Raw genomic sequence first — 19,773 nt, forward strand, 5'->3', positions numbered from 1 at the left:
GTCTTGCGCGGTGCGTGTGTGGCCGGCGCTGGCGGACGGCCTGACGCGTGCCGCCCGCGCCCCGATGGCCGATGCGGATGTCGCCATGGCCTTCTACGGGGATCTGTTCCGTCCGCCGGGGGCCCTGCTGGCCGTCGGTGATCCGGTCCTCACCGCGGCCGATGTCGCACCCGGCCTGGAGGAGGAGTTGCTGCTGGCCTGGTGGCGGCAGGCCGCGGCGGTGGACGAGACGGTGGCCCCACCGGACGCGGACACGCTGGTGCGCACGCCCGCGTCGGTGCAGGCGGCGCTGCGGCAGCTGTCCCGCTCGAAGTTCTTCGCCGGGGTGGCGATACGTGCCCTGGTCTTCGACCTCAAACAGGTCAGCCGCTACCTCCTGGACGACGACATGCGGCGGGCCGCGCGGCAGCGGGTGGTGGACCGGATCGCGGCGGACACCAAAGTCGTGGTCGCGCATTCGCTGGGGTCGGTCGTGGCGTATGAGGCGTTGTGCGCGCTGCCGGAGCACCCCGTGCGGGCTCTGGTCACGCTCGGTTCCCCGTTGGGCATCGCCAACCTGGTCTTCCAACGCCTCGACCCCGCACCGGAGGACGGCCGCGGCCGGTGGCCGGGGACGGAGCAGGTGCGATGGACCAACCTCGCCGACCACGGGGACGTGGTGGCGCTCGAGAAGGATCTGCGCCCCCGGTTCGGCGACCGGGTGCGCAACGCGATCGTCCACAAAGGAGCGCACGCCCACGATGTCACCGCCTATCTGACCGCGGCGCACACGGGCGAAGCGATCGCCGGGGGACCGCATGCCCCGTGACACCGAGAGTGACGCCGACGGGAGTGGCACTGCCAGGAGTGACACCGACGCGAGCGACACTGCCAAGAGCGACGCCGACGCGAGCCACAGCTTCAGCGGCGACACAGAGAGGCGATTCCTCATCGCCACCGCCGTGGCGCACTACCGCCACGACCCCTGCTGGAACCGCCCCGGCCTGGCCGCCGCCCGCAAGGAGATCATCGACCTGTTCACGGGCCCCATGGGGTACGAACACGTCGGCGATCTCGGACTCGATCCGACGCGTGAGCAACTGACCACGCGATTAAGGGAGTTCTGCCGCTCCCCGGAGCGGCGGTCCACGGACCTGCTCACGGTCTACATCGCCTGCCACGGCGAGGTGCTGGAAGGCAGCGGCGACCACGTCCTGCTCACCGCCGACACCGACCCCGAGGACATCGCCGACGCCCTGCCCACCGCCGAGCTGGCCCGCAAGATGCTGCTCGGCACCCGGGTGCGGCGGGTGCTGCTGATGCTCGGCACCTGCTATTCGGGACGTGGCGGCAACGAACTCACCGCCGCCGCACTGACCCGGATGGCCCACAGCTGGGAGCGGACGGCCGGATCCGGCCTGGTCGTGATCACCTCCGCCCAGCCCGCCGAAAGCAGGCCCGGACCGGTACGTCGTGCATCTGCTGCGGCGGGCCGTGGAGGGCCTGCCCACGGCCGGCCACACCCCTCGGCGCTGGCGATGGACGCGGTGGTCTCGGCGATGAACGCCGACGTCGACCGGCCGGGGTTCCAGACGATCGGCGCCAGCCTGTCCCTCCTGACCGGCGAGGTGCCGCCGTTCCTGCCCAACCCCCGGCACCGGTCCGGGCCGACCGAGGTGGACCTGGCCATCCAGCGGGCCGGGGAGTGGGAGGTCCAGGACGAACGGCGTGCCAATCGAGTACCGGACGCGGTTGCGGACGCGTGCGATGGGATACCAGGGCCCGCCCGCGGATGGTGGTTCCTGGGGCGCCATACGGCCCTGACCGACATCACCCGGTGGCTGGCGCACCCGGAGCCCGGACGGCCCCTGCTGGCGGTGACCGCGGCCCCCGGCTCGGGCAAGACCGCCGTCCTGGGCCTGATCGCGACCCTCGCCGACCCGGACCGCCGGGCAACCGTACCCCTGCATGCCCTGGGACTGCCGCCCTCGGCGGTCCCGTCGGCCGGAGCGGTCGATGTGGCCATCTACGCCCAGGCTCTGACGATGGATCAGGTGCTGCGCGGAATCTCCGCCGCCACCCGCGCCGCCGCCGATACACTCGGCAGCCTGTTGGAGGCCCTGTCCAGGCGCGCGGATCCGCTGACCGTGCTCATCGACGCCCTGGACGAGGCCGGCGACCCCGAGCACCTGGTCCGGCGTCTGCTGCGCCTGGCCGACCACGCGCGCGGTCGGCTGCGACTGCTGGTCGGCACCCGTCCGCACCTGCTGAAGGACCTCGGCCTCCAGCGTGACGACAGCATTGATCTCGACGGCCCGCGCCACGCCGACCTGGACGCCCTGACCGCCTACGCCGCCCGCGGTCTGCTCGACTCCGCCGCCGACAGCCCCTACCGGCGGCAGCCCCCCCGACGATCCGGGCCGTGGCGCGGGCGGTGGCGGAGGCGTCGGATCCGTCGTTCCTGGTGGCCCGCATCACCAGTGGCACCCTCGCCGCCGACCCCGTCGTCCCCGATCCGCAGGACACCGCGTGGCGCCGGAGCCTGCCCCGGCTGCCCAGCGACGCGATGCGCCAGGACCTGGAGGCCCGACTGGGCCAGGACGCCGGGCGGGTACGGGATCTGTTCCTGCCGCTCGCCTTCGCCGAGGGGCAGGGCCTGCCCTGGGAAGACATCTGGGCCCTGCTCGCCTCCCGTATCGCTGAAGTGACGTACACCGACGACGACTTGCTCCGGCTGCGCCGCCGCGCGGGCTCCTACGTCGTCGAGGCGCCCGCGGCGGGCCGCTCCGCCTACCGCCTCTACCACCAGGCGCTGGCCGAGCATCTGCGCGACGGTGCGGACGAGGCCGCCGTCCACCGCGCGTTCACACACGTGCTGCTCGCCCGGGTGCCGCCCGGCCTCGACGGTTCGCGAGACTGGACCCGCGCGCACCCCTAGGCGCTGCGGCACCTGGCCACCCACGCCGGGCGGTGCGGTCTGCTGGACGACCTCCTCAAGGACGCCGACTACCTGGTCCACGCCTAACCCGACGAACCGCTGCTCGCGCTGCGCGACATCCGGACGGACGAAGGGCGGCTCACCGCCGCCATCTACCGGGCGTCCGCGACGGTGCACCGACCGCTCAGCCCGCGCCGCCGACGCCACGTACTCGCCACCGACGCGGCTCGCTCCGCGGCCACCCGGCAGTGTGCCGCGCTCGCGGAACCGCTCGAATGGCAACCCCGTTGGGCCACCGGGCAGCAGACCTCCCCGGCCCTGTACACCAGCGTCGCCGGTGACGAGAGCTCGATGAACGCGGTGGCCTGCACCACCATCGACGGTCGGCCCATGGCCGTCGTGGGCGGCCACGACGAGGAGGTGCGGGTGTGGGACCTGGCCACCGGTGAGGTTCGCGCCACCCTCGGCCATGCGTTGGTGGTTGAAGTGGTCTGCGGTGTGCTCGACGGCACCCCCGTGGCCGTCACCGCCGGTTACGACATGACCGTCCGCGTCTTCGACCTCCGCACCGCGGATGGCGGTGTTCGACGGTGGAGGACCTGTTTACCGTCGGCTGTGCATGGGGCCTGGGCAAGGAATCGTCATCGGCACCGGGCGGGACGTCGTGGTGCTCGACCGGCGGCCACAGGCGGAGCCCTGACGCTCGTCGGACTTCTGTCGGTGCTCCCGTCTACATTCGCCACATGACTGAGCTCTCCTACCTCGCCGCCGTCCGGGAGTCCTACGACACCGTCGCCACCGCCTACGTCGAGCGCGTCAAGAACCCCGCCGAGTTGGATCCGCTGTCGCGCGGGATGCTGGCCGCGTTCGCCGAGCTTGTACGGACGGCCCGGCGCGGCCCGGTGGCGGACCTGGGGTGCGGGCCCGGCAAGGTGACGGCCCACCTGGCCGGGCTGGGGGTGTCGGCATTCGGCATCGACGTGTCGCCGAAGATGGTCGAGCTGGCCCGGGAGGCTTACCCGGATCTGCGGTTCGCCGTGGGCTCGATGACCGCGCTCGAGATCGGGGACGACGAGCTCGGTGGCGCCCTGGCCTACTACTCCACCCACCACACCCCGCCGGAGATGCTGCCCGTGGTGTTCGCCGAGTTCCATCGCGCCCTGGCGCCCGGCGGACATCTTTTGCTGGTCGGCTATGTGGGAGACGGCGAGACGTTGCGTCCGACGCGGGCGTATGGCGGCCATCCCGTGTCGTACGCATCCCATCTGCTGCCACCGGATCGGCTCGCCGAACTCCTGGACCGGGCCGGGCTCGCCGTCACCGCACGGCTGCTGCAAGCGCCCGACGGAGGCCTGAAGCGGACGGTGGCCAGCTTCGTGGCCCGTAAGCCGGAATGACGTGCCCGGGGTGCCAGGCCGGATCGACGTAACTCAGCGGTCGGCGACGATGTCCAACGTGATCTTGAGACGGCGAGCCGCCATGCCCCTGGCCTTCTTGACACCAAAGGCGTATCGGTCGATGGAGGCGGTGCCGCCGACGGTGATCCGCTCACCTTCGCCGACCACGCTGCCGATCGTGACCACGACCGGCTGAGTCACTCCGCACACGGTCAACTCCCCGTGCAGCGAGGCGCCTTGGGCGGACTGCTCCAGACCCCGGCTCCGGAAGTGGATCGTGGGGTGTCGTTCCACATCCAGGAAGTCGGACGACCGGACGTGGTTGTCGCGCCGCGGAATGCCGGACGCGAAGCTCGCCGCCTCCACCTCGACGTCCACCGACGACGCTTCCGACGTCTCGGCAACGGTGATCCGGCCCTGCGCGATGGTGAACGTGCCCCGGACCCGGAGCAGCCCCAAGGCGCGGGTGTCGAAGCGCACGCTCGATGCCGCCGGATCGATCTCGTAGGTGCCCGCTGCCGGTAAGGACAGCTCCGCGGCGCTTGATATCGGCATGCTCGTAGCCTCCGTTCGCTGAAGACCCTCTTGAGTGGCTCAGAATCTCGCACACCACGGCAGCCGCACCAGACCCTTTCAGCGTCAACTACCGGCAGCGGGAACACCTTTGGGGAGCATCCCCCACCTGACGAGTGTCAGCGGCGGCCCAGTACCTCGGCCACGCGGATGAACCCCTCCGCGCCATGCCCCAGCCCGATGGCGCGGCGGGTCATGCCCTCTGCGGCGCGCATCACCCCCGCGTCGATGCCGTGCCCCTCGGAGGTGTGGACGATATGGGCCATGGTCGAGACGCCCGAGGTCATCGGGTTGCCCTCACCGGAGTAGGTGCCGCGGTCCAGCTCCTCCGCGGTCTCTTCGAAGAGCGGCGGAAGGATCGCGCCGATGCCCTTGGCGAAGGGCGCCAACTCCCGGGCGCTGATTCCCTCCGCCCGTGCCACTGCCAGGGCGTGCGCATAGCCCGCCATCGCGGTCCAGAAGATGTCGAGCAGCGCGATGTCGTACGCCGCCGCCCGGCCGATCTCCTCGCCGAGGTGGGTGTGGGTACCGGCCAGCGCCTCCAGTACGGGCCGGTGCTCCTGGTAGAGCTCCGCCGGGCCGCTGTGGATGAACACCGAGGCAGGCGTTCCCATGGTGGTGGTCGGCGTCATGATCGCACCGTCCAGGTATCGGATGCCGCGCCCGGCCGCCCACTCCGCAGTGTCCCGGGCCCGGTCCGGAGTGTCCGCGCTCAGGTTCACCACGGTGCGTCCCTTGAGCGCGTCGGTGACCGCGTCGCGCCGCAGGATCGCGTCCGACGCGTCGTAATTCACCACACACACCACCGTCAACTTGCTTGCGGCGACCGCCTCTTCCGCCGAGGACGCACCAACCGCACCCCGCTCGATCAGCTCCCGATCCCTGCCCGGTGTCCGGTTCCAGACCGTGATCCGCAGTCCGGCGTCCAGGAACGCACCGGCCAGGGCGCGGCCCATCGGCCCCAGACCGAGCACGGTGACGGCAGACTGTTCGGAGTACATGGACATGACTCAACCCCCATATGGATATACGCGTACATAGCGCAAAGGAAATAGAGCGAAGATGACACGCAGCCGTGCTCAGGACACCAATGTCTGCGGAGTGACCGCCGCGATCTCCGTGATCGACGGCAAGTGGAAGACCGCCCTGCTCTGGACGCTGGAGTCCGGCCCGTATCGCCCCGGTGAGCTACGTCGGCGGCTGCCGGGTCTCAGCGAGAAGGTTCTGACTCAGGCGCTCCGTGAGATGGAGACGGACGGGCTGGTGAGCCGGGAAGTCCACGATGTGCTGCCACTGAAGACCGTGTACTCCCTCACCGCGTTCGGCCGCGACCTCTCCCAGGCGTTGGCCCCCCTGTCCGATTGGGGACACCGTCGCCTGGAGAAGCTGGCCGAGGCCCAGTCGGCACCCTGACGCAACGCCACCTCCGTGTCATCCGATCCGGCGGTCCTCCGACCGCCCGCCACCAGATTCGCCCGGCTGTGCGCCGGTGCCAAGTACCCACAAATAAGTGGGTACCGCGGATGGCACGGGACCGGTGGTTCGCCGGCCAGTAGTGTTTTCACGTGAACCAGCTTCCTCACGGCGCGGACGTGCTGCTCGTACGGACGGACTTCTCCAGCGACGCTGCCTGGGAGCGCCTTGACGCGGTCCTGGCCACACCGAACGAGGAAGGATTCCTGGCGTACGTCGAACCCCTCGACGATCGCCGTTTCGCGGGCATGACCCCGGAGGAAGCGCTCGATCTGCTGCCGCCCGACTACGAGCATCCGCTCCTCGTCCTGGCCGACGGCGCGGCCATGGCGTCGGAGGAGTTGCCGCTCCTCGTCATGGACCTGCGAGAAGTACGCGGGCGTTCCATCCGGGTCATCGCCACGGAACTGTGGGGGATCGAGAACAACCTGTCGATCTCCAACCTGGACTTCGAGGAGTTCGCCGCATCCGTCGATGAGGACGGGGTGTTCCGGACCTTCGACGCCGGATGCGGCCCGGCGCCCTCGTAACCGGCGCCGATCCCGAGTCGTCATGGTCCCACTTGGCGCTGGGACATTTCGGGATTAGGTTGGTTGATATCAAGCAACCATGGCCGCGCTGGGGCGCGGGTGGCCTGATGTTCATCCTGGTCATCTGGTTGCAGGGCATCTGGCTGCCCCGCCACGGCTACGGCTTCGAGGAGACCCCGCTCTGGGCGGGCATCTACATGCTGCCGCTGACCATCGGATTCCTGATCGCGGGCCTCCATCGGCATCTTCTTCTCTCTGATGATCGCCGGGCTCGCCGGCTCGCTCCCCGGCGCCCTCACCCACGGCCTGACCTCGGAAGGGGTCCCGGCGGGCGATGCGGCGAGGGTCGCCGCCCTGCCGCCGGTCGGGGTGCTGTTCGCCTCGCTGCTCAGCTACAACCCGGTGAAAACCCTGCTCGGGCCGCAGGTGCTCGACCATCTGCCCGCCCACCACGCCGCCTATCTCACCGGGCGCGGCTTCTTCCCGGCGCTGATCTCCCCGCCGTTCTCCCAGGGCCTGTCCGCCGCGTTCGACTTCGCCATCGCGGCGTGTCTGGTGGCGGCGGTGGCGTCGCTGCTGCGGGGTGGGCGGTATGTGCACGGGGGCGGGCCGAAGGCGGGCGCCGGTGCCCCGGCGGTGGTGACGGTCGTACCGGTCGGCGGCGCGGGCACGCAGAGCAAACCGAGAACACGGAGAACATCGCCGAGGACATGTCTCACCACCCGGCGCCCGCGCCCCGGCAGGCGTCCCCGCCGGAGTCCGGGCCACCGCCCCCGTCGCCGCCATCATCGTCACCCGGCCATGGACCGGGACCACCCTCAGAGGAGCCGAGATGACCGCGCTCGACCCCACCACCCCGGGGTCCACCACCCCGGGGTCCACCACCCCGGGGCCCGGCACCCCGGAATCCGTAGCCCCGAGTCCCGCCGCCCCGGAATCGGCGGAGCTGGCCGAGCGGCTCCGCACCGCCCTCCAGCATCTGCTTCCCGCCCTTCGGGGCGCCCGGGGCGAACACGGCGATCTCACCCCCAGCCGCCAGACGGCCCTCGGAGCGCTCGCCACCCATGGCTCGATGCGCATCAGCACCCTCGCGACCCGGCTGGGCATCGCCCTGCCGACCACGTCCCGCATGGTCGAACTGCTTGACACCGCCGGCTGGATCGAGCGCACCCCCGACCCCGAGGACCGCCGCGCCAGCCTGATCGCCCTCACCGACACCGGCCGTGAACTCCTCCGCGCCGTGCGCCACGAGGCCGCCACCCGGCTCGCCACGCGAATCGACAAGCTGAGTCCCGAGGAGCGACAAACACTGTCCGCCGCGGTGCCCGCCTTGGAGTCCCTGGCCGCCGACGGCTCCGCGGCGGCCACCGATCCGGAACGGCAGTAGACGCCCGACGCCGGCAGTACGCGGTGACGCGGTGGCGCGTCGTGCGCTTCTTCAGCAGTCGGCCTCGGGGGCCAGCGCCTCGCGCTGAGCGGTTTGGGCGACACGGGTCAGGAGCAGGCGCAGTTGGCGGGCGTCGTGCTCATCGAGGTCGGCGAGCAGACGCGCCTCGGCTACGGAGAGGCGCTCCTGGGCGCGTTCGAGCTGGGCGCGGCCCTCTTCGGTGATCAGGACTTGGCGCGCCCGCCGGTCGCGGGGGTCGGGCCTGCGGGTGATCAGCTGCCGCGTCTCGAGATCGTCGAGCAGGTACGTCATGACGGTGCGGTCGAGGCTCACCTGCTGCGCGAGGGCGAGTTGGGACGGCGGTTCGCCGGACGCCACGGCGACCAGGACCAGATAGCCCCGCGGCCCACCCGGCAGGTCCTCCACGGAACTGGTGGCCACTCTGCGGAAGGCCGAGGAGACCATGCGGATGGCCCACCCCAGATCCGACTCGAGCCCGGGTTCGCGGGTGGCGGCGCGGGTGGCGGTATCGGCGGCGTCGCCGCCGTTGGCGGCGGAAGGTGAAGCACTCACACCGGCAATGTACCGCATGTCGGCGGCCCGGCAGATGTTCTTGCAAACAGAACATCTGTCGCGCATAGTTTCTGTCGAGGCTGCGAACACACGACAGCAGGGCGCCCTGCTGCGTGCGCGCCCCTACCCACATGGACAGAAAGTGAGATCGCCATGAGTGCCAGTAGCGTCGGCATCGCCAGTAGCGTCAGTGGAGGCACCCCGCTGCGGGGCAGTATCGCCCTGGTGACCGGAGCCACCTCGGGCATCGGCCGTGCCGTGGCCCAGCGGCTGGCCGAGCAGGGTGCGGAGGTCGTCCTGCACGGGAGGGACCGCGCCCGCGGCGAATCCCTGGTGAAGGAAATCGCGGAGCTGGGCGGATCCGCCCGTTTCATCGCCGCGGACCTGACCGATGCCGAGGACACGCTGCGGTTGGCCTCGGCGGCGGGCGAGGTGGACATCTTGGTGAACAACGCGGGTCACTACGCCTTTGCGCCGACCGCACAGACCGACGCCACCAGCTTCGACCGGCATATCGCGGTCAATACCCGAGCCCCGTTCCTCCTGGTCGGCGCGCTCGCCCCGGCCATGGTCGCGCGGGGACACGGCTCGGTCATCACGATCGGATCCAGTGCGGCCAGGACACCCGCGCCGATCGGCGCCGCCTACGGGGCCTCCAAGGCCGGTGTCGAGATACTCACCCGCTACTGGGTCACCGAGTTCGGTGGCAGTGGGGTGCGGGTCAACACCGTCTCGCCCGGACCGGTGAAGACCGAAGGCACCTCCGCCATGTTCGGAGATCAGGTGGCCGTGCTGGACCAGGTCAACGCCCGGGGCCGGGCGGGTGAGCCGCGCGAGATCGCCGAGATCGTCGCCTTCCTCGCCGGCCCCGCGAGCAGCTACATCAACGGCGCGATCCTCTTCGCCGACGGCGGCGAGATCAGCACGCTGCCGGGCTGAAGGAAACCGTCGTGGAGATCTTCATCATCGGTGCCACCGGATTCGTCGGTGGAGCCGTCGCCCGTCATCTCGCGGGCGCGGGACATCACATCACCGGCCTGGCCCGCACCGAGACCGCGGCCGCCGCGCTCGAAGCCGACGGCATCAACCCGGTCGCGGGGGACCTGGAGGCGCGGCTGCCCGAGACGTTCGCCGCGGCACGCCTCGCCGACACCGTCATCTACACGGCCGCGGCAGACCCGGCCCAGGAGACCGCGACCCTCGACAACCTGATCCAGGCCCTGGCCGACAGCGGAAAGACACTGGTGTTCCTCTCCGGCACCGGTGTGTTTCTCCAGCGCACCGCGGGCGCCTGGAGCGAGGACAGCTTCGCCGAAGAGGATCCGTTCACCGTCGAACCCCTGGCCGCCGCACGCAAGGCGGTCGAGGCGACGATGTCACCCGCCTGTTCACCCTGGCCTTGGACAAGGGAACCTCAGGGGCGCTCTACCACGCAGTGGCGGGCGAGCCCCCGAATCGATGGCTCGCGGAGCGGGTGGCCGACGATCTGGGATGCGGTACCGGCGGTGTCGACGAAGCGGAGGCGGCCGATATCTGGGGAGAGTTCGGTGCCCTGATCATGGCGTCGTCCAGCCGCTGCCGGGCCCCACGGACCCGTCGTCAACTGGGCTGGGAGCCACGCCACTCCGACATGCTGACCATGGTCGGAGAACCTCGCCTGCGGGAGCTGGCCTCCGTTCGCCCATAACCGCCCCCGCTCAGAGGGCCTCGACGAAAGCGGGGCTACCGGCTCGGCGGGATTCGGTAGACGGAGACGTGGGAGCGCGACTCGGCGGTGAATTCGGCGCCGGACCAGTCCCCGTGCCTGCTCTCCAACTCGAATCCCGCCAGCTGGGCCATCAGATCGAGTTCAGCGGGCCAGATGTAACGGTGCGGGCTGCGGGTCAGCCGGGCCTGCCGGGTGTCGTCGAACCGGAAGTGGTGTGAGACGACGTGCTGGCGCAGTACGTCGTAGGTGTCCAACCCGATGTAGCCGGGCTCGGCCTGCCAGACGGTGGCCGTCTGGCCCGGCGGGAGTTTGCGCAGTTCGGGCACCCAGAGCTCGATCACGAACCTGCCACCGGGCTCGAGGTGGCGGGCGGCGTTGCGGAAGCACTCGACCTGCTCGGCCTGGGTGAGCAGGTTGGAGATGGTGTTGTAGACGAGATAGACGAGCGTGAACTCCCCGGGAGCCACGGACGTCGCCATGTCACCCACGATGACCGGGATCGTCGCTTCGTCGGCCCTGGTGCGCAGTTGCTGGATCATCGGACGCGACAGCTCGATGCCGGTGACGGGGATCCCTCGTTCGGCGAGCGGGACGGCCACCCGGCCGGTGCCGATGGCGAACTCGAGCGCCGCTCCGCCGCCCGCGAGCTCGGCCAGGCGGTCCACGGTCGGCCGCAGGATGTCGGGCGCGAACATGCCCGTACCGGGCGTGTCATAGCGCTGCGCGGCGTCGACGTCCCAGATCTCCTCCTGGTTCATGCCGTCACCCTTCACCGCTGGGGCACGCGATGTCCAGCGAATTTGCCCCCCGTAGGCCCGGATCCGGGTTCGCCCATGGGGTCGGCACCGCGCTTGACCTTCACATCATCCCCACACAACACCGTTGGCGCGCTGGGCTGCCGCGGGCACCCGACCGGGGTCGCCTGCTGAGGAAGGGGCCCTTCGTTGTGATCGTTGTAGCGGTTTTAGTGCTGCCCACGCTGGTTTTGCTGCTGTTGGTCATGGACCGTGTCGAGGACTGGCTGTCCGGGTCGTCCTCGGCCCCGCGGCACGCACGCGAGCGGCGTCATCTGCGGTTGATTCCCGGCGGGGCGCGGGAATCGGACTCCCGGCCGACGACCGCGTCGTCCAGGCGGCGGTCGGAGGCCGCCTGAAGCCGGTGGTTGGGGGTATGTATGGCGGGCCTTACCGCTTCATCCGCCGTACGCCCGGGGGGGAAAAACTGGTGGCGGAATCCGCCCCGCCCGGCTCATCCGGCGAGCCTCGGCTCGGTGTCCCTGGAGTGAGCGAGGAGGCGCCTGAGCCAGCGGGTGCGGGCGTGGCGTGCGTCCTTGCTGATGGCCGCCTGCGGCGCCATGCCGTCGAAGCCGTGGTACGCGCCGGGCCATACGTGCAGTTCGGCCTGGCCGCCGGCCTGCCAGATCCCGTTCGCGTACGCCACGTCCTCGTCGCGGAACATCTCCGCCGATCCGACGTCTATGAACGCCGGAGGAAGACCGGAGAGGTCCGTGTCGCGGGCGGGCGCCGCGTAGGGCGGCACGTCCGCCCGGCCGTACCGGTCGCCCAGCAGCGCCTTCCAAGCGGTCTCGCCGGAGACGAGGTCCCACATGCCGAGGCCCGACATCTGGTGGCTGGAGAAGGTGTGTCCGCGGTCGTCGAGCATGGGGCACAGCAGGAGCTGCCCGAGGACGCCGGGGCCGCCGCGGTCACGGATCAGCAGGGCGAGGGCCGCGGCGAGGCCGCCGCCGGCGCTCTTCCCGCCGACGATGACGCGGTCCGGGTCGATGCCCAGTTCGGCCGCGTGCCCGGCGGCCCAGAGGAGCCCCGTGTAGCAGTCCTCCAGCGGTCCGGGGTACCGCGTCTGCGGCGCCAGCCGGTACTCGACCGAGATGACGGCCATGTCCAGCGGGTGGGCCCACTCGCGAAGGATCCGCGGAAGCACCGACCATGCGTTGCCCATGATCATCGCGCCGCCGTGCATGTAGTACAGCAGCGGCAGCGGCCCTTCGCGCCCGGCGGGCCGCACGCTCACCAGCGTGACATCGGGCCCGTCCCGCAGCCCGGGGACGGACAGCTCCGCCACCTCGAAACGGCCATCGGCCCGGAGGTCATCGGCCGTCGGCCTGGGCCGGGTCGCGGCGTCCCGCTTCTGCCGGGCCGCGAGATTTCCCGGAGTGATCGGCTCTCTCGGCCCGTTGCCCAAGGACTCCAGCGCGACGCTCAGCTCGGGGTCGAACGGAGGCACGGCCATCGGCCTCGGGACAAAAGGGCTTGTGTGGGGGAGATCCATACCGCGCATCCAAGCAGCCGGCGCCGCTCGGGGATACCGATGGTCACGGCGGCTCGTACGTCCGTTGAGCGTTCGGTACCTCCGCTGGTCCCCGCCCCGGGAGATCGCGGACGGTAGCATTTCGCCCGCGGGCCGCACGAGGGTCGACCGTGGCCGGGGGGAGACGTGGAGAGCACCGGGCATCACAGCGACTCACTCGTCGTGCTGACCGCACTGGACGTGGAGTACGAGGCGGTCCGGGCGCACCTGGTGGATCCGCGGCCGCGACTCCACCCGGCGGGCACCCTGTTCGAGGTGGGCCGGCTCGACGGCACGCCGTGGCGGGTGGCGCTTGCCGAGCTCGGTGACGGCAACCAGGGGGCGGCCGTGCTGACCGAGCGGGCGATCACCATGTTCGGCCCGCGCGCCGTGGCATTCGTCGGGGTGGCGGGGGCCCTCAAGGGGGATGTCCAGCTCGGGGACGTCGTCATGGCCACGCATGTGTACGCGTACCACGGAGGCAAGGACGAGGACGGTGAGTTCCACTCCCGCCCGCGGGTCTGGCCGGTGCGTCAGGAACTCGACCAGCTGGCCCGCATGGCCCGCAGGTCCGGTGCGTGGACCGAGCTGCTGCGGGACCGCCCGCCCGGCGCCGCCCGCCCGGCCGTACACCTCAAACCCGTGGCCGCGGGTGAGGTCGTCCTCAACTCGGCGGACTCGCCCCTGCGACGGCAACTGCGCCGGAACTACCAGGACGCCGCCGCCATCGAGATGGAGGGTGCGGGCGTGGCGCAGGCCGCCCATCTCAACGCCGCGTTACCCGCCCTGATCGTCCGCGGGATCAGCGACCGGGCCGATGGGAAGAAGTACGACGCGGACGCCGAGGGCTGGCAGTCCCGCGCGGCCCGCCACGCCGCCGCCTTCGCCTTCTCCGTCCTCCGCGAACTGCCACCCGGCGGCGGCCCCGCCGCCGCACCTGGGCCGGAGACTCCCACGGGGCCGGTACCGGAACGGTTCCCGGAAGGTCCGACGGCCCCGCCCCCGCCCCCAGATGCGGGAACCCCACCGGCAGACGCGGGAACCCCACCGGACGCCGGACCGGCCGCACACCGCCAACTCCACCGCTGGGCGCGGAGGTTCTCCGACGACCTGGACCTCGTGGACTCCCCGCGGCCGGACGCTGACACCGGCTCCCCACCGCAGCTCAGCGGCGGGCTGTATGTGCGGCGCGCCATCCAGGACCGGGTGGTGGAGGCCCTCTACGACGATGATCCGAAGGCGGTCCTGGTGACCGGGGACGCCGGGAACGGCAAGAGCAGCCTGCTGTGGGGCCTCGCCCGGGACCTGACCGTTCTGGAGGACGCCGAGGTCTTCCTGGTCAACGCCGCCTGGCTGCTGCGCCCCCTGAGCGGCGCCTCCGCGACGCCCATGCTGACCCCCGCGACCGTCGTGTCCGGGGCCACTCACGCCCGGACCCGGGGGCGTACACCCGTCGTGCTCCTCGACACCGCCGATCTGCTGCTGCACGACGACCACCACGAGATGGTGCTGCTCGACCTGTGCGAGGATCTCGCCGCCGCCGGTGTCCGCCTGGTGCTGACCTCCCGGCCGGAGGAGGCGAACCGGCTGCGCACCGGCTTCCTCCGGATGTCGCTCGGCCCCTACGACGACGGCGAGATCCCCCACGCCATCCGTGGCCACGCCGCGCTCTACTGCCCCGACGCCGTCCCCCGGGACGACGGGGCGCGGGTGCGGAGGCTGATGGAGCCCGTGGCCCGCGGACTGCCGGTGCGCGAGGTGTGCAGAAGCCCCCTCCAGCTGCGGCTGCTGTTCGAACTCGCCCGGGACGACGGGGCGTTCCCCAGCGCCGAGATCGACGCCACCGGCCTCTACCGCCGCTACTGGGACCACCGGGTCGTCACCGACCGGCGCCATCACGGCAACCAGAGCGCCACGGCGCCGGAGGACCTCTCCTCGATCACCGGCGCGATCGCCGTCGTGCTGATGTCGGCCGGCCGTACCGAGCTGTCACGTGAGGACCTGATCGAGCGGCTCAGCTCGCCGCATGGCGGCCCACGCCACGCGTGGCCGTACGAAGCCGCCCGTGTCCGGTCGTCCCTGGATCTGCTGATCGACCGGGGCGTGCTGGGCAGGGGAGCCTCGGACGGCATCCACTTCTTCCACCAGACCATGTTCGAGTACGCGGCCGCGCGCGGCCTGCTGCACCTCACCGGGGCGCGGGCGCTGCTGTCGCTGTGCGAGTGGATCGGGTCCCATCCCCGCGACTTCTTCGCCGGGGCGATCCTCGAACAGCTCCTCATGCTCGCCGCGGGGTCCGAACGGTATCGCGGCCCGGTACGGGACACGCTGATCCGTATGGCGGCGCACGAGGACGCCATGATCCTGCACACCGTCGCCGTGGCCGTCGCGGCCCGGAACCCGACCGTGGGCGTCCCCGTCGAGCCCCTGCTCGCGACGGCGCCGCACGGTGTCGCCCGACGGTACGCGGTGCTGGCCCCGACCGTGCGCGACACGGATGTCGACGCCCTCCTGCCGCGGCTCCACGGGCTGTGGGAGAGGCAGGAACCCAGCCTGCGGGAGGCCGTCCTCGAAGCGCTGGAACGGCTGGCCGCCCAGAACTCGCTCGCGGTCCACGCCGCCCTCGCCGACTGGGGCTGCGTACGGGAGCTGACTGGGCGCCGTACGGCCTGCGCGGGCCTCGACGTCCTGCCTCGGCTGCTCGTGCTGACGTCACACGTCGATGTGGCGTCAGCCCGGACGGGCCTCATGGAAATGCTCGACTTCGCCCTGACCCGGGGGCTTTCCGAGCTGGCGTCCGGCGTCATGACCCTATGGGCACGGCACTGGGAAACACTGGGCTCGGCGGAGTGGGCCGCCGCCGTCCAGGAGCGTCTGCGGCGTGTGCGTCTCGCGCGGAAGTCGTACGACGTCGAGCTCTTCCAAACGGCCCTGGCGAGGGTGCTGGCCGCCTCGTGGACCCATGACCAGGGACTCCCGGGCGACCAGAGACGCTCCGGTGACCACGGACTCCCGGGTGACCACGGACTCCCCGCCGATGACGCCGACGACCCCGACGGCGGTCCGGCCGCCGCACCCCACCCCTGGACCCGTCGCCTCGACGCCGCGGTGGCGCTCCTCGAGGCGGACGACCACGACACCGCGGGCAACGCCGGACTCATCGCCGCCACAGCCGTTCTGACCACCCTTCCGCACGGCCACTGGGCCATCGAGGCCACCCTGGACCGCTGTCTGGCGATGACCGGGCCGGGAGCGCCGCACGCACTGCAGCACCGGATGGTCCTCCCCCTGCTGCTCAGCACCGACTGCGCCGCCGCGGAACGTCTCGTCCACCGGCTCGCCGCCATGCTCAAGGCGCTGCCCTGCCCCGAGAACCAGCCGGTCACGCCCTCGCAGCGGCTCGCGCTCGTGGCCCGCCGGATCCTCGCCCACCGGGACGTACCCCCACAGCGCGTGCGGCAGGTACTGGAACACTCCGGCTGGGACGCCGACTCCGAGCTGTGGCTGTCCCGGGACGGCCTGGCCACGCTCCTCCTGCCGGCCGCGCTCGGCGGTCACCCCACCGCGGTGAGCAGGATCGAGAAGGCGACGACCGCCCCGGCCGCCGCCCGGAGCCTCGTCCGCCAATCCCTGCACCGGGCGGTCACGGACGCCGGGCTCCACACCGAGCGCCACATCGGCCTGCTGGTGAACCTGTCGCTCATGGACGCCGACACCGTGCTCCTGGAGGCCATCACCACCGGCCGGGCCAAGAAGGGCACGGGTCCGCTGCCGCCCCTCGCCCATGAGCGGGTGCTGGCCGCGCTACGGGCATCGGCACCGGCCCTCACGGGGCTGATCGCGGATGAGATCGCCGAGGGCAACAGCGGAAAGCGGCAGCGCCAGGCACTCACACTCTGGGAATGCTCCGTGTCCGCCGGCGTCCTCCCCGTGCCCGGCCTGGCCGAACTCCTGCCGCGGTACGGCACCTTCTCCGACCAGAAGACCCGGGCGGCCTTCCTCGGGCTGGTGGGAACCATCGCGGCGCGCGAACCCGCCCAGTACACCACGGCACACACCTTCCTTTCGGAGCTGGTGTTCGACACCGAGGGAGGCATCCCCCTCCTCGACGACGCGTCGGCCGCCACCCGGAACGCCGCCCGCAAGGCCCTGCTCCAGGCCGCCTGTGAGTCCGGCCCGCTCACCCCCACGGCCCTCACCACGGCCCTCGACCTGGCCTTCGCCCCACCGACCGACGCCGGACTGATCAGCGGGCTCGGCCAACTGGTGCGGCGGCTCAGCGCCGCACACGGCGCGGCACCCGCCGCCGAGCTGCTGATCCGCGTCATCGGCGCGGCCGTGGCCTCGCGACAGGGCCGCGCCGCGGAGAACCACCTCGCCAAGTCCCTCCGTGGCGCGATGGACAGCATCTTCGACCACGGTTCCCCGGCCGTGTACCGGAGACTGTGGGAGCACCTCAAGGAGCGCGGCCCGGAGGACGACGCCGATCGCGTGGTCTTTCCGGAGCGGTACGCCCTGGGGCTGGTGAGCTGCGCGATCCGCCGCTCGTACGCGACAACGCACCAGGATCTGGAAGCACTTGTCGCCGATCCACGGGTGCCGCGGCCCACCAAGATGTGGATCAGCGACCAGCTCAGCGCCCGCTCGCGGGAACACACCGAACACGACCTCAGCTGGGTGCTGGGTGGCCGGACGGCCTGGCAGCCAGTGGCAGGATGCTCGCGGTAGTCGTCATCGAGGTCACGGGTGCGCACGGGGCCCCGTTCGATCGCGGGAAGCCGAAGGAGCCCGATGAGCCGGAAGAACCACCACGTCGTCGTGCTCGTGCTCGACGGCGCGAAGCCACTCGACGTCGGCATCCCCGCGCAGGTGTTCTCCAACCGGCCGAGCATGCCCTATGAGCTGCGGGTATGCGGCGCCGCACCCGGGCCGGTGACCGGTGGCGAAGGACTCTCGTACCACGTGGCCGAGGGCCTCGAGGCGTTCGAGCACGCCGACACCGTCTTCATCCCCGGCTACCGGGAGCCGGCGACCACGGAACCACCGGCGGCGGTCGTCAGCGCGCTCATGGCCGCCCACGAGCGTGGCACCCGGCTCGCGGCCATCTCCACCGGGGCGTTCGCGCTGGCGGCCACGGGCCTGCTCGACGGCAAGCGGGCGACGACCCACTGGCACTACACAAAGGCTCTCGCCGAGCGGCATCCGCTCGTACGGGTGGACGAGAACGTGCTGTTCGTGGACGAGGGCGACGTGCTCACCTCGGCGGGCGCGGCATCCGGCATCGACCTCTGTCTGCACCTGGTGCGGCGCGACCACGGCGTCGGGCTCTCCAACCATGTGGCGAGACGGCTGGTGGCGGCGCCGTATCGCAGCGGGGGACAGGCGCAGTACGTGCCCCGGAGTGTGCCCGAGCCGCTCGGCGACCTGTTCGCGAGCACGCGGGAGTGGGCCCTGGGGCACCTCGCCGAACCGCTGACACTCGAAGCGCTCGCCCGCAACGCGCGGGTGTCGGCGCGCACCTTCTCCCGGCGGTTCGTGGAGGACACCGGCTACACACCGATGCAGTGGGTGCTTCGGGCACGCGTGGACCTGGCGCGTGAGCTGCTCGAACGCACCGATCTGAGCGTGGAGCAGATCGCCGGCCGGGTCGGGCTCGGCACCGGCGCGAATCTGCGTCTGCACTTCCACCGCATTCTCGGCACCTCCCCGACGGAGTACCGCCACACCTTCTCGTCCTGAGGCTCCTTCCGAGCGCCGTTCGTGTGGAGGGTGGCGATGACTGTGGCGAGATCCTTGCGTGTGGTGGCGTTCATGCCACTGTCGGCCGGGGATCCGGATGCCGACGATGGGGGCGGAAACGAAAGGAATCTTCATGACCCGCATCGCCGTCAATGGATTCGGCCGCATCGGACGCAACACCCTCCGCGCCCTGCTCGAGCGCGACAGCGAGCTCGAGGTGGTCGCCGTCAACGACCTCACCGCCCCCGAGTCCCTCGCCCATCTGCTCAAGTACGACAGCGCGCTCGGTCCACTCGGCCGCTCCGTCGAGGTCGACGGAACCGACCTCATCGTCGACGGCCGCCGCATCAAGGTGCTCGCCGAGCGCGAGCCCGCCGACCTGCCGTGGGCCGAGCTCGGCGTCGACATCGTGCTCGAGTCCACCGGCCGCTTCACCGCGGCGGACGCCGCCCGCGCGCACCTCCGGGCCGGCGCCCGGCGTGTGCTGGTGAGCGCCCCCTCCGCCGGTGCCGATGTCACGCTCGCCTACGGCGTGAACACCGATGCCTACGACCCCGCCGAGCACGTGATCGTCTCGAACGCCTCGTGCACCACGAACGCGCTGGCCCCGCTGGCAGCCGTACTGGACGACCTGGCCGGTATCGAGCACGGCTTCATGACCACGGTGCACGCGTACACCCAGGAGCAGAACCTCCAGGACGGCCCGCACCGCGACCTGCGCCGCGCCCGCGCCGCCGGGGTGAACATCGTGCCCACCACCACCGGGGCCGCCAAGGCCATCGGCCTGGTGCTGCCGAACCTCGACGGCAAGCTGTCGGGCGACTCGATCCGCGTACCGGTACCGGTGGGCTCGATCGTGGAGCTGAACACCGCGGTCTCCCGGGACGTCAGCCGCGACGAGGTGCTCGCGGCCTACCGTGCCGCCGCCGACGGCAAGCTCAAGGGCATCCTCGACTACTCCGACGAGCCGCTCGTCTCCAGCGACATCACCCGCCGGCCGGCGTCGTCCATCTTCGACGCCGCCCTCACCCGCGTCGACGGCAAGCACATCAAGGTGGTGGCCTGGTACGACAACGAGTGGGGCTTCTCGAACCGCGTCATCGACACGCTCGAACTGCTCGCGCGTGACTGAGCGCACCGACTGACCGACCGTGAGGGGCCGGGACCGA

General features: G+C 71.3%; 20 protein-coding genes. 14 read left to right on the forward strand and 6 right to left on the reverse strand.

The window, feature by feature from the left end:
• The first annotated feature begins 10 nt into the window (after nucleotides 1–10).
• From ACFXB5_RS18145 to ACFXB5_RS18165, 5 genes are all read left to right on the forward strand, one after another.
• Nucleotides 11–808, forward strand: a complete 798-nt coding sequence (locus ACFXB5_RS18145) for a hypothetical protein (RefSeq protein WP_385208669.1) — start codon at nucleotides 11–13, stop codon at nucleotides 806–808.
• The gene (locus ACFXB5_RS18150) at nucleotides 798–2,687 is read left to right on the forward strand and encodes a hypothetical protein (protein ID WP_385208672.1); all 1,890 of its coding nucleotides are present in this window, start codon (nucleotides 798–800) and stop codon (nucleotides 2,685–2,687) included. Before ACFXB5_RS18145 ends, ACFXB5_RS18150 begins: the two co-directional genes overlap by 11 nt.
• Nucleotides 2,684–2,917, forward strand: a complete 234-nt coding sequence (locus ACFXB5_RS18155; RefSeq protein WP_385208674.1) for a hypothetical protein — start codon at nucleotides 2,684–2,686, stop codon at nucleotides 2,915–2,917. The genes ACFXB5_RS18150 and ACFXB5_RS18155 overlap by 4 nt, the downstream gene beginning before the upstream one ends.
• A 171-nt stretch (nucleotides 2,918–3,088) precedes the next feature.
• The gene (locus ACFXB5_RS18160) at nucleotides 3,089–3,664 is read left to right on the forward strand and encodes a hypothetical protein (protein WP_385208676.1); all 576 of its coding nucleotides are present in this window, start codon (nucleotides 3,089–3,091) and stop codon (nucleotides 3,662–3,664) included.
• Complete coding sequence (locus tag ACFXB5_RS18165; protein WP_385208678.1) at nucleotides 3,661–4,314, forward strand: class I SAM-dependent methyltransferase; 654 nt, start codon at nucleotides 3,661–3,663, stop codon at nucleotides 4,312–4,314. The genes ACFXB5_RS18160 and ACFXB5_RS18165 overlap by 4 nt, the downstream gene beginning before the upstream one ends.
• A gap of 33 nt (nucleotides 4,315–4,347) precedes the next feature.
• Here the strand turns inward: ACFXB5_RS18165 and ACFXB5_RS18170 are convergent, their stop codons facing one another.
• Both ACFXB5_RS18170 and ACFXB5_RS18175 read right to left on the reverse strand, forming a co-directional pair.
• Entirely contained in the window at nucleotides 4,348–4,869 is a 522-nt protein-coding gene (locus ACFXB5_RS18170; protein ID WP_385208681.1) for a YceI family protein, read from the reverse strand.
• A 137-nt stretch (nucleotides 4,870–5,006) separates the two neighbouring features.
• A complete protein-coding gene (locus ACFXB5_RS18175; RefSeq protein WP_385208683.1) occupies nucleotides 5,007–5,894 on the reverse strand; it encodes an NAD(P)-dependent oxidoreductase in 888 nt (295 codons plus the stop codon).
• Nucleotides 5,895–5,949: 55 nt separating this feature from the next.
• Here ACFXB5_RS18175 and ACFXB5_RS18180 point away from each other — a divergent pair, with 55 nt between their 5' ends.
• Nucleotides 5,950–6,300 (forward strand): winged helix-turn-helix transcriptional regulator, encoded by a 351-nt coding sequence (locus tag ACFXB5_RS18180; RefSeq protein ID WP_385208684.1) that lies wholly within the window; start codon nucleotides 5,950–5,952, stop codon nucleotides 6,298–6,300.
• 152 nt (nucleotides 6,301–6,452) lie between these two features.
• Nucleotides 6,453–6,890 (forward strand): DUF6924 domain-containing protein, encoded by a 438-nt coding sequence (locus ACFXB5_RS18185; RefSeq protein ID WP_385208686.1) that lies wholly within the window; start codon nucleotides 6,453–6,455, stop codon nucleotides 6,888–6,890.
• 458 nt (nucleotides 6,891–7,348) lie between these two features.
• Here the strand turns inward: ACFXB5_RS18185 and ACFXB5_RS18190 are convergent, their stop codons facing one another.
• Nucleotides 7,349–7,561: a hypothetical protein gene (locus ACFXB5_RS18190; RefSeq protein WP_385208688.1), complete on the reverse strand. Its 213-nt coding sequence runs from the start codon at nucleotides 7,559–7,561 to the stop codon at nucleotides 7,349–7,351.
• Between the two features lie 161 nt (nucleotides 7,562–7,722).
• Between ACFXB5_RS18190 and ACFXB5_RS18195 the strand changes: the two genes are divergently transcribed.
• Complete coding sequence (locus ACFXB5_RS18195; protein ID WP_385208690.1) at nucleotides 7,723–8,277, forward strand: MarR family winged helix-turn-helix transcriptional regulator; 555 nt, start codon at nucleotides 7,723–7,725, stop codon at nucleotides 8,275–8,277.
• 51 nt (nucleotides 8,278–8,328) lie between these two features.
• On the opposite strand, the gene ACFXB5_RS18200 is transcribed toward ACFXB5_RS18195, so the two are convergent.
• Complete coding sequence (locus ACFXB5_RS18200) at nucleotides 8,329–8,850, reverse strand: MarR family winged helix-turn-helix transcriptional regulator (protein WP_385208692.1); 522 nt, start codon at nucleotides 8,848–8,850, stop codon at nucleotides 8,329–8,331.
• 153 nt (nucleotides 8,851–9,003) lie between these two features.
• On the opposite strand from ACFXB5_RS18200, the gene ACFXB5_RS18205 reads away from it, so the two are divergent.
• Nucleotides 9,004–9,789, forward strand: coding sequence for an SDR family NAD(P)-dependent oxidoreductase (locus ACFXB5_RS18205; RefSeq protein ID WP_385208694.1), 786 nt, complete (start codon nucleotides 9,004–9,006; stop codon nucleotides 9,787–9,789).
• Between the two features lie 11 nt (nucleotides 9,790–9,800).
• Nucleotides 9,801–10,406, forward strand: a complete 606-nt coding sequence (locus ACFXB5_RS18210) for an NAD(P)H-binding protein (protein WP_385208695.1) — start codon at nucleotides 9,801–9,803, stop codon at nucleotides 10,404–10,406.
• 166 nt (nucleotides 10,407–10,572) lie between these two features.
• On the opposite strand, the gene ACFXB5_RS18215 is transcribed toward ACFXB5_RS18210, so the two are convergent.
• A complete protein-coding gene (locus ACFXB5_RS18215; protein WP_385208698.1) occupies nucleotides 10,573–11,316 on the reverse strand; it encodes a class I SAM-dependent methyltransferase in 744 nt (247 codons plus the stop codon).
• Between the two features lie 188 nt (nucleotides 11,317–11,504).
• On the opposite strand from ACFXB5_RS18215, the gene ACFXB5_RS18220 reads away from it, so the two are divergent.
• A complete protein-coding gene (locus ACFXB5_RS18220) occupies nucleotides 11,505–11,711 on the forward strand; it encodes a hypothetical protein (RefSeq protein WP_385208701.1) in 207 nt (68 codons plus the stop codon).
• Nucleotides 11,712–11,806: 95 nt separating this feature from the next.
• On the opposite strand, the gene ACFXB5_RS18225 is transcribed toward ACFXB5_RS18220, so the two are convergent.
• Nucleotides 11,807–12,808 carry an alpha/beta hydrolase gene (locus tag ACFXB5_RS18225; protein ID WP_385208703.1) on the reverse strand — a complete coding sequence of 334 codons (1,002 nt, stop codon included), beginning with the start codon at nucleotides 12,806–12,808 and terminating at the stop codon, nucleotides 11,807–11,809.
• 204 nt (nucleotides 12,809–13,012) lie between these two features.
• Here ACFXB5_RS18225 and ACFXB5_RS18230 point away from each other — a divergent pair, with 204 nt between their 5' ends.
• The 3 genes from ACFXB5_RS18230 (at nucleotide 13,013) to gap (ending at nucleotide 19,736) form a co-directional block, all read left to right on the forward strand.
• A complete protein-coding gene (locus ACFXB5_RS18230; RefSeq protein ID WP_385208706.1) occupies nucleotides 13,013–17,593 on the forward strand; it encodes a hypothetical protein in 4,581 nt (1,526 codons plus the stop codon).
• A 63-nt stretch (nucleotides 17,594–17,656) separates the two neighbouring features.
• Nucleotides 17,657–18,604: a GlxA family transcriptional regulator gene (locus ACFXB5_RS18235; protein WP_385208709.1), complete on the forward strand. Its 948-nt coding sequence runs from the start codon at nucleotides 17,657–17,659 to the stop codon at nucleotides 18,602–18,604.
• Between the two features lie 133 nt (nucleotides 18,605–18,737).
• Complete coding sequence (gene gap / locus ACFXB5_RS18240) at nucleotides 18,738–19,736, forward strand: type I glyceraldehyde-3-phosphate dehydrogenase (protein ID WP_385208711.1); 999 nt, start codon at nucleotides 18,738–18,740, stop codon at nucleotides 19,734–19,736.
• Nucleotides 19,737–19,773 lie beyond the last annotated feature (37 nt).

It is taken from the genome of Streptomyces sp. NPDC059455, from assembly GCF_042750115.1.
GTDB lineage: Bacteria > Actinomycetota > Actinomycetes > Streptomycetales > Streptomycetaceae > Streptomyces > Streptomyces endocoffeicus.